Here is a 608-nt window from a genome sequence, read left to right on the forward strand (position 1 = left end):
GAGCCGGTGGTCTCGGCGGTGCAGGCGATGATCAGTGACCTGATCGCGCAGACCGTCAACCAGGGCTTCGGTGCGCAGGACGGCTTCGACCTGGGGCGGACGGGGAAGGCGGGGGCGGAGGAGTTCGTCACCGCGGTGAAGAACTCCGGGCAGACCTTCACGGAGGCGTTGCGGGACGGGTTGGGTTCGCGGGCGGGCGGTCACGCGCGTGGTGGGTTGGACAGTGCGGCGGGGCACGGCAGCAACGCGGACTCCGCCGGCAACGGCGACAGCAACGGCAGTACGAACGCGCCGGACAGCAGCGGCAGTTCACCGTCGTCCAGTAGCAACGGTCCTTCATCCAGCAGCAACCCCTCCTCGAGTGGCGACCCGTCCTCCAGTAACCCTTCGAGCACGAGCCCGTCCGGCAGCAGTCCTTCGGGTACCAGTCCGTCGTCGACCGGTCCGTCTTCCAACGGTCCGTCATCGTCGAGCACGTCGCCGGACAGTGCGCCGAGCCGTGACACGTCCGGTTCGAGCGAGACGCCGCGTTCGACGCAGCAGACGCCCACGTCCGGTGAGCCGCGCAGCTCCGCGCCGCTGGACCCGTTCGGCACCCGGGTGGGTGC

The 608-nt window shown here is 69.9% G+C and carries 1 protein-coding gene; it reads right to left on the reverse strand.

Translation table 11 applies throughout. The annotated features are described in order from the left end of the window. Positions 1 to 200: 200 nt before the first annotated feature. Positions 201 to 608: hypothetical protein (locus ACXJMZ_RS37385; protein WP_457034441.1), on the reverse strand; the 408-nt coding region annotated here is incomplete at its 5' end.

Source organism: Kitasatospora sp. P5_F3, assembly GCF_054049135.1.